The organism is Bradyrhizobium sp. P3_C3 (genome assembly GCF_056402655.1).
The window spans coordinates 1-8,210 of the sequence record NZ_JBFUGY010000100.1; the positions used below are offsets into that span (position 1 = coordinate 1).

Here is an 8,210-nt window from a genome sequence, read left to right on the forward strand (position 1 = left end):
CCTATACCCTGATCGGGCAGGTCCGCGACAACCGCCCGCCGTTCTCGAAGGCGGATGCAGAATCGATCAGGATGCCGACGCTGTTCATCCTGGGCGCGCGGACCAAGGGCCTGCTGCCAAAGGTACTGCATGCGCTGGCTGCGCACGTGCCCTATTCCAAGACGGCGATCATCCCGAACGCGACGCATCCGATGTTCGAGCAGGCGCCGCAAAAATGCTCCGAACTGGTTCTGGATTTCCTGGCGAGCTGATCATGCAAAGCTTTCGCGTCAACGGTTACGACATGGCCTATCTCGAAGTCGGCGACGGCCCGCCGCTGGTCTGCGTGCATGGCACGTTAGGTGATTTCCGCACCTGGTATTCAGTGCTCGGCCCGCTGTCGAAGTCCCATCGCGTCATCTCGGTCAGCCTGCGGCACTTCTTTCCCGAGCATTGGGACGCCGTCGGCGACGACTACAAGATGGCGCAACACGTCGCGGACACGATCGCCTTCATCGAGCAGGTCAAACCCGGGCCGGTCGACCTGATGGGCCATTCGCGCGGCGGCCACATCGCGTTTCGGGTCGCGCAAGCGCGGCCTGACCTCCTGCGCAAGCTGGTGCTGGCCGAGCCGGGCGGCGATCTCGACGCCAGCCTGCCGGTGCCCGAAGGCACGCCCGCGCATCCGCCGCTCGCCGCGAAGACGATACGCTCGGTCGAGATGATCCGCGCCGGCGATCTCGACGGCGCGCTGCAGAATTTCTACGAGGGCATCGAAGGCGACGGCTCGTGGCGGCGCGTGCCGGCGGCGGCGAAGCAACAGCTGCGCGACAACACGCTCACCTTCCTCGGCCAGATCGACGAGCAGCGCCGGCCCTACACGCTCGCTGATGCGCAGGCGATCAGGACCCCGACGCTGCTGATCGGCGGCGGCGCCACGATCGGCAGCCTGTCGGTGATGTGGCGCGTGCTGGCCGAGCACATCGCGGGCAGCAAGACGGCGGTGATCGAGAATGCCGGCCACTGGATGTTCGAGCAGGCGCCGCTTGAGTTCGGCGAGGTGGTGAACAGGTTTCTGGCGGAGTAGCTTTCTTTTTTCCTTCTCCCCTCTTGTCCGCCGAAGCCTTCAGGCGAAGGCGGATGTGGGAGAAGGATCACATCTGCAAATGAGTCTGCGGAGAAATACCCCTCACCCAAGTGAGTTCGTGTCTCCCAGCGGCGCCGCCCTCTCCCGCAAGGGGAGAGGGCACAGAAACTCACACCTTCCACACGCCCACCGGCATCTTGATCGTCGCATTCAGCCGGTTCCAGACGTTGATGGTCGCGATCGAGAGGATCAGGGTTGCGAGCTCGCGCTCGTCAAAATGCTTGGCGGCCTCGTTCCAGATCGCATCCGGCACCGGGTCCTCGCGATCCGCAAGGCGCGTGACGGCTTCGGTCAGCGCCAGCGCGGCGCGTTCGGCGTCGCTGAAATAGGGCGCATCGCGCCAGGCCGACACGGCAAACAGGCGCTCGTCGGTCTCACCCAGCTTGCGGGCGATCTTCGGATGCATGTCGACGCAGACGCTGCAGCCATTGATCTGGCTGGCGCGCAGGTGCACCAGTTCGAGGAGTTTTTCCGGCAGGCCCTGCTTGGTCAAATTGCCAAGGGACTGAAGGACATTCATGGCCTCCGGCAAGACCATGACCGGGTGGTTCATGCGGGCGTGCATCATCTTGCGTCTCCGTTTGAAAATTTCGACGGTTCCGGTCACATCGGCCGGATTGGCTTCGTCATGGGCATGACGGATTGCGATGAGGGAATGTGACCGATGACCCAGAAAAACTTCGAAGAAAATTTCCTCGGCCGCCAGTTCGAGGCCAGCAGGGACCATCTGCGCGCGGTCGCCTACCGGATGCTGGGTTCCAGCGCCGAGGTCGACGATGCCGTGCAGGAGGCCTGGCTGCGGGTCAGCCGTTACGACACGTCCGATGTCGCGAACCTGCGCGGCTGGCTGACCACCGTGGTCGCGCGCATCTGCCTCGACATGCTGCGCGCGCGCAAATCGCGCCGCGAGGACCCGATGGGCCCGCATGTGCCCGAGCCGGTCGACGAGACGCGGGAGCGCGAGGCGGAGATGGCCGATTCCGTCGGCGCGGCCCTCCTCGTCGTGCTCGAGACATTGCAGCCGGCGGAGCGGCTGGCCTTCGTGCTGCACGATATGTTCGCAGTCCCGTTCGAGGAGATCGCGCCGATCGTCGGACGCTCGGTCGACGCCTCGCGGCAGCTTGCGAGCCGCGCACGTCGGCGCGTCCAGGGTGCGCCGGTGCCCGAGGCGGACATCTCGCACCAGCGCGCGATCGTCGATGCCTTCCTCAGGGCTTCGCGCGAGGGCAATTTCGAGGGCCTGCTGGCCGTGCTCGATCCCGACGTCGTGTTCCGTGCCGACCAGGCTGCGATGCGGCTCGGCACGCTGCCGGAGATCCGCGGCGCGGATGCGGTCGCGCAGCTCTACAAGGGCCGTGCGCAGGCTGCACGGACGGCGCTGGTTGATGGCGAGATGGGCGTCGCTGTCATCTTCGGCGGACGTCTGCGCATCGCGCTGCGCGTGACGTTCAACGGCGACCGGATCGCGGGGATCGAGGCGGTAGCCGATGCGGACCAGATCGCGACGATGGAGGTGGAGGTGCTGGAGCGCTAGCGGGACGTGGCATCCGGACAGCCCGGATGTTACGCTGAAGTCCAATCGCGCGCGGTGCGCTCAAGACGCGAAAGGACGATTCCATGACAGCCCGCTTCATCCCCCTGCTCGTCTTGTCCCTGCTCGGCCTCGCCGCCGGCAGCACCATCGCGCTTGCGGCCGCCGACGAGAAGCTCAAAGCCGCGGCCGAGCAGGAGAAGGCGCCGCTGATCGAGACCCTGCATGACATGGTGATGATCGAAAGCGGCAGCAGCGATGCCGAGGGCCTGAAGAAGATGGCCGAATTCACCGAGGCGCGCCTGAAGGCGCTGGGCGCCACCATCGAGCGGCGCAAGACCACCGCGGGTACGGGCGCCGACATGGTGATCGCCACCTTCCAGGGCACCGGCTCGCGAAAGCTGATGCTGATCGCGCATATGGACACGGTCTATCAGCGCGGCATTCTCGCAAGCGAGCCGTACCGTATCGACGGCAACCGCATCTACGGCCCCGGCATCGCCGACGACAAGGGCGGCATCGCCGTGGTCCTGCATGCGYTCAAGATCCTGAAGGACGCCGGCTGGCAGGACTATGCCAGGCTCACGGTGTCCTTCAATCCGGATGAAGAGGTCGGCTCGATCGGGTCGGGCGAGATCATCGCCGAGCTCGCCGACCAGCACGACGTGGTGCTCTCCTGCGAACCGACGGTGGCTGCGCCGATCGCCAAGAATGACGGGCTGCTACTGGGCGCGAGCGGCACCGCCACCGCGAAGATGGAGGTGAAGGGCCGCGCCTCGCATGCCGGCGCCGCGCCCGATCTCGGCCGCAACGCACTGATCGAGCTCGCGCACCAATTGCAGCAGACGAAGGACGTGGCGAAGTCGATCCCAGGCACGCAGCTCAACTGGACCACGGCGCAGGCCGGCACGGTGCGCAACCAGATTCCGGAAAAGGCCGAGGCCGGCGCCGACATCCGCCTGACCATCCCCGATGGCATCGCCAAATTGCAGGCGGCGCTCGACGCGAAGGTGAAGGACAAGTTCGTGCCCGACACCGAAACCACGGTGACGATCATTGCGGGCCGCCCGCCCTTCGTCGCGAGCGATCGCGGCCGCGCGCTCGCGCAGGAGGGACAGGCGATCTATGCCGAGATCGACCGCAAGCTCGACATCGCCGAGATGACCGGCGGCGCCACCGACGCCGGCTATGCCAACCGCAGCGGCAAGGCGGTCGTGGTCGAGAGCTTTGGCCTCGCCGGCTTCGGCTATCACGCGCGGGAAGAATTCATCGACACCAACTCGATCGTGCCGCGGCTCTATCTGATGAGCCGGATACTGATCGAGCAGGGCAAGAAGAAGTAGGCGCCGGGGCCGGCCAAGCCATTTTGGCGAAAACAACCCCATGCACAGTAGACGGCCCTAGCGACATCAATGGCTTAGCGAGGCCAAAACGGCGGCTTGAGGACCGCCTTGACGCCCTCCCCCTCCTGCGATACCTTCGAATACGGAATTCCGTATTCCATTTTGTGTCTCGGAGCTGCCGGCGTGATCCCTCTCGACCCGCTCCCGAACCTGATCGACCAGGTCTATGCGCGGATCCTGGAGGCGATCTCCGACCGCACGCTTCAGCCCGGCCAGCGCATCCGGCAGAACGAGCTCGCCGACAAGCTCGGCGTGTCGCGCCAGCCGGTGTCGCATGCGCTGCATCTGCTGCACCGGCAGGGACTCGTCGCCGAGAGCGGCCGGCGCGGCTTTGAAGTCACCCAGCTCGACCCCTCGCGCATCCGCCAGCTCTACGAGGTGCGCGGCGCCATCGACGCGCTGGCCGCCCGGCTCGCCGCTCAGCGCGCCGCAAGCGACGCGGCGGGACGTGCGCGGCTGGACGCAGCCCTCGCCGCCGGACGCCGTATCGATCGCAAGACTTCGCTCGCCGAGCTGATCGTGCTCGACGTCGATTTTCACCGCGCGATCTATCAGCTCGCGGGCAATCCCGTGATCGAGGAGACGATCGCGCCGCAATGGCCGCATATGCGCCGCTCGATGGCGACGGTGCTCTCCGAGCTCGATTATCGCGGCAGCGCGTGGGCCGAGCACGCGACGATTGCCGGACACATTATCGCAGGCGATGCGAAAGCTGCCGAGCGCGCAGCGCTGGCCCATGCGCAGACGGCGGGACGGATGACCGAGGAAAAATTGAGGGCGACGAACGAGGCGGCGGCGTAGCCATTTGCGCGCCCGCCGTCATGCCCGGGCTTGTCCCGGGCATCCACGTTCTTCTCGCGAACGTGGAGCAAAGACGTGGATGGCCGGGTCAAGCCCGGCCATGACGAGAGAAAACAAATAAACAAAACAGGAGGACGACCCATGAAACTGTCTCAGGAGCAATTGGAGTTCTTCCACCGCGAGGGCTGGCTGTTCCTCCCCGAATTGTTCAGCCAGGAGGAAGTCGACTTCCTCGCGCGCGAGGCGGTCGGCATCTATGACGCGAACCGGCCCGAGGTCTGGCGCGAGAAGAGCGGCGCGCCGCGCACGGCGTTTGCCGCGCATCTCTACAACGAGGCATTCCGCATCTTGGGTGCGCATCCGCGCATGATCGACCCGGTCGAGCAATTGTTCGGCGAGCCGGTCTACATGCACCAGTTCAAGATCAACGCGAAATCGGCCTTCACCGGCGACGTCTGGCAATGGCACCAGGATTACGGCACCTGGAAGCGCGACGATGGCATGCCGGAGCCGCGCGCGATGAACATCGCGATCTTCCTCGACGAGGTGATGCCGATCAACGGCCCCCTGATGCTGGTGCCGCAGAGCCAGAATGCCGGCGATCTCCAGGCCTCGCATGACCTTGCGACGACCTCCTATCCACTGTGGACGCTCGACGAAGAGACCGTGACGCGCCTCGTCAAGCAGGGCGGCATCGTCGCGCCCACAGGCAAGCCGGGCGGCATGCTGATGTTCCACGGCAATCTCGTGCATGGCTCGGCCGGCAACATCACGCCCTACCCGCGCAAGATCGTGTACCTGACGCTGAACGCGGTCTCGAACTACATCCGCACGCCGACGCGGCCGGAATACATCGCGCATCGCGACTTCGCGCCGATCAAGACGGTGGACGACGATGCGCTGGTGCGACTCGCACGTGCGCCGCGACAGGCGGCGGAGTAAGTTCTCACTGTCATTCCGGGGCGCGCCTTCTTGGGCGCGAGCCCGGAATCCATACTCCCGATCGTTATGGATTCCGGGCTCGACGCTGCGCGTCGCCCCGGAATGACGAGCTTTGATTGTTGCGCTCAGGACATCCCCCATGAACCTCTTCCGCCTCCTCCAGGCCCGCGCGTCCGCCGGCAAGCCTGTCCGTGTCGCGCTGATCGGTGCCGGCAAGTTCGGCTCGATGTTTCTGGCGCAGGTGCCGCACACGCCGGGGTTGGAGGTGCCCATCATCGTCGATATCGATCGCGACCGTGCGCGTGAGGCGTGCCGCACCGTGGGCTGGGATGCGGAGCGCATCGCGGCCACTGTGTTTACCGACGACGGCGCACGCGCCATTGCCGGCGGCGCGATGGATGTTGTCGTTGAAGCGACCGGCAATCCGGCCGTCGGCATCAGGCACGCGCGCGCTGCGATTGCGGCGGGCAAGCATATCGTGATGGTGAATGTCGAGGCCGACGTGCTGGCGGGCCCGCTGCTCGCCGAGGAAGCGCGCAAGGTGGGCGTGGTCTATTCGCTCGCCTATGGCGACCAGCCGGCGCTGACAGCCGAGATGGTCGACTGGGCGCGCGCCACCGGTTTTCGCGTGGTCGCGGCCGGCAAGGGGACAAAATATCTGCCGGCCTATCACGACGTGACGCCTGACGGCGTCTGGCAGCACTATGGTCTCACCGCGGGCGAGGCACAGTCGGCCGGCATGAATCCGCAGATGTTCAACTCCTTCCTCGACGGCACCAAATCGGCGATCGAGATGGCGGCTATCGCCAATGCCTGCGGGCTCGACGTGCCCGCGAGCGGCTTGCTGTTTCCGCCCTGTGGCGTCGACGATTTGCCGCATGTCATGCGCCCCAGCGACAAGGGCGGCGTGCTGGAACGGTCGGGCGTGGTGGAGGTGGTGTCGTCACTCGAGCGCGACGGCCGGCCGGTGTTTCGCGATTTGCGCTGGGGCGTCTATGTCGTGCTGGAGGCGCCGAACGACTATGCCGCTGATTGCTTCAGGCAATACGGCCTGAAGACCGACGGCAGCGGACGCTTCGCGGCGATGTACAAGCCGTACCATCTGATCGGGCTCGAGCTGAACATCTCGATCCTGTCGGCGGCGCTGCGGGGCGAGCCGACCGGCCAGCCCTATGGCTTCCGCGGCGACGTTGCCGCCGTGGCCAAGCGCAATCTGCGCGCCGGCGAGATGCTGGACGGCGAAGGCGGCTACACCGTGTGGGGCAAGCTGGTGCCGGCGGCCGCGAGCCTGAAGGCAGGCGCCCTGCCGATCGGTCTCGCACATCGCCTGAAGCTGAAGCACGATGTCGCCCATGGCGAGATCGTGCGCTGGAGCGACGTCGAGTTCGACGCTAACAACGAGACGATCAAGACGCGAAAGGTAATGGAGACGGCATTCGCGAAATAGCGGCTAGAACTGCCCCGGTTGAGCGGGTGGACTGGGCCAATCCGATCGCAAATTGTTCGGATTATTCCTTGCGAACAAGTCCTGCCTTATAACGCCGCTCGGGCCCGCATCAATTGATGGTGGCAATCCGCGAACATCACGGGTTGGCGCGACTATGACGCCGGTCTGAACGCCACAATTGGCGGGATAGCCAACGTGTCGGCAGTAAGTTGCAGCACTCGCGCCTGCATTGCTTCCAATTGAGAAGCCAATAATTAGTGACGCTGACAAGGCAATTGATCGCTTCATTCTTGCCTCCTGTAGCTGATCCACGGGAGAGAATTATAGATGAAGTGTAGCTATGCCAAAGCGGTGAATGTTGACCCATGAGTTCGGCTTCTCGATCAAAAGCCGGCATCGGCCGCAGCCCGCGCCATGTCCAACCATATGCGGACTCATGATCGCAGCAGGTTGCGTCCTCTTCGACCACGATGGCCTTGGCTTCGGCCTCCTCGAAATTCTTGCGCTGGTCACAGCGATTGATAGCCCCGAGAAGCCAATGGCCGGGCCGAGCAGTGTCAGGATGGTCGCGAAGGATGACACCGGGATGCTCGTTCTGTTCGTGCTCGCCCAACGTGTCACGTCGATTTGATGTTTTGCGCGCAAAAAAAACGGGTACTGACACACGTGGCATCTTGCACCACGGTCCAACCGTAAGGAGCAATCCATGATAAATCTGAAAATTCTTGGTGCGGTCGTTGTTGTGGCATCTGCCCTGTCCAGCTCTGCTGTACAGGCGCAGTGGTACAACTCCAATCCGGACGCATGCCAAGCTGAATTCGCCAGCTGCACGGGTCTTGGAACGGGGACCACCCCCGACTATCGGGTTCGGCCATCAACTCGGCGAACGGCATATCGCCAGCCGGCAGCGGCGGACGCTACTGTCGGCAGCTGGGGCAATTCCTACGCCATGTCGCCCGG

10 protein-coding genes are annotated in these 8,210 nt (G+C 64.8%); 9 read left to right on the top strand and 1 reads right to left on the bottom strand.

Annotated features, from left to right (window positions below; genetic code table 11):
* Together AC1DW2_RS42975 and AC1DW2_RS42980 are read left to right on the top strand one after the other, a co-directional pair.
* The coding region (locus tag AC1DW2_RS42975) for an alpha/beta fold hydrolase (protein ID WP_477009121.1) at positions 1-251 on the top strand (251 nt) is incomplete at its 5' end.
* Between the two features lie 2 nt (positions 252-253).
* On the top strand, positions 254-1,066 hold the full coding sequence (locus AC1DW2_RS42980; protein ID WP_166082354.1) for an alpha/beta fold hydrolase: 813 nt from the start codon (positions 254-256) through the stop codon (positions 1,064-1,066).
* A gap of 169 nt (positions 1,067-1,235) precedes the next feature.
* Here the strand turns inward: AC1DW2_RS42980 and AC1DW2_RS42985 are convergent, their stop codons facing one another.
* Positions 1,236-1,691 carry a carboxymuconolactone decarboxylase family protein gene (locus AC1DW2_RS42985; protein ID WP_166105549.1) on the bottom strand — a complete coding sequence of 152 codons (456 nt, stop codon included), beginning with the start codon at positions 1,689-1,691 and terminating at the stop codon, positions 1,236-1,238.
* A gap of 99 nt (positions 1,692-1,790) precedes the next feature.
* On the opposite strand from AC1DW2_RS42985, the gene AC1DW2_RS42990 reads away from it, so the two are divergent.
* The 7 genes from AC1DW2_RS42990 to AC1DW2_RS43020 form a co-directional block, all read left to right on the top strand.
* A complete protein-coding gene (locus AC1DW2_RS42990) occupies positions 1,791-2,660 on the top strand; it encodes a sigma-70 family RNA polymerase sigma factor (protein ID WP_166082351.1) in 870 nt (289 codons plus the stop codon).
* Between the two features lie 83 nt (positions 2,661-2,743).
* Positions 2,744-4,000, top strand: a complete 1,257-nt coding sequence (locus AC1DW2_RS42995; protein WP_477009122.1) for a M20/M25/M40 family metallo-hydrolase — start codon at positions 2,744-2,746, stop codon at positions 3,998-4,000.
* 183 nt (positions 4,001-4,183) lie between these two features.
* Positions 4,184-4,861, top strand: a complete 678-nt coding sequence (locus tag AC1DW2_RS43000) for a GntR family transcriptional regulator (RefSeq protein ID WP_477009123.1) — start codon at positions 4,184-4,186, stop codon at positions 4,859-4,861.
* A 141-nt stretch (positions 4,862-5,002) separates the two neighbouring features.
* Positions 5,003-5,803 carry a phytanoyl-CoA dioxygenase family protein gene (locus AC1DW2_RS43005; protein ID WP_071909359.1) on the top strand — a complete coding sequence of 267 codons (801 nt, stop codon included), beginning with the start codon at positions 5,003-5,005 and terminating at the stop codon, positions 5,801-5,803.
* Positions 5,804-5,942: 139 nt separating this feature from the next.
* A complete protein-coding gene (locus AC1DW2_RS43010) occupies positions 5,943-7,250 on the top strand; it encodes an NAD(P)H-dependent oxidoreductase (RefSeq protein ID WP_354114528.1) in 1,308 nt (435 codons plus the stop codon).
* 436 nt (positions 7,251-7,686) lie between these two features.
* Entirely contained in the window at positions 7,687-7,881 is a 195-nt protein-coding gene (locus AC1DW2_RS43015) for a hypothetical protein (RefSeq protein ID WP_208084352.1), read from the top strand.
* Between the two features lie 75 nt (positions 7,882-7,956).
* Positions 7,957-8,210 (top strand): hypothetical protein (locus tag AC1DW2_RS43020; RefSeq protein WP_477009124.1); only part of this gene is annotated, 254 nt, incomplete at its 3' end.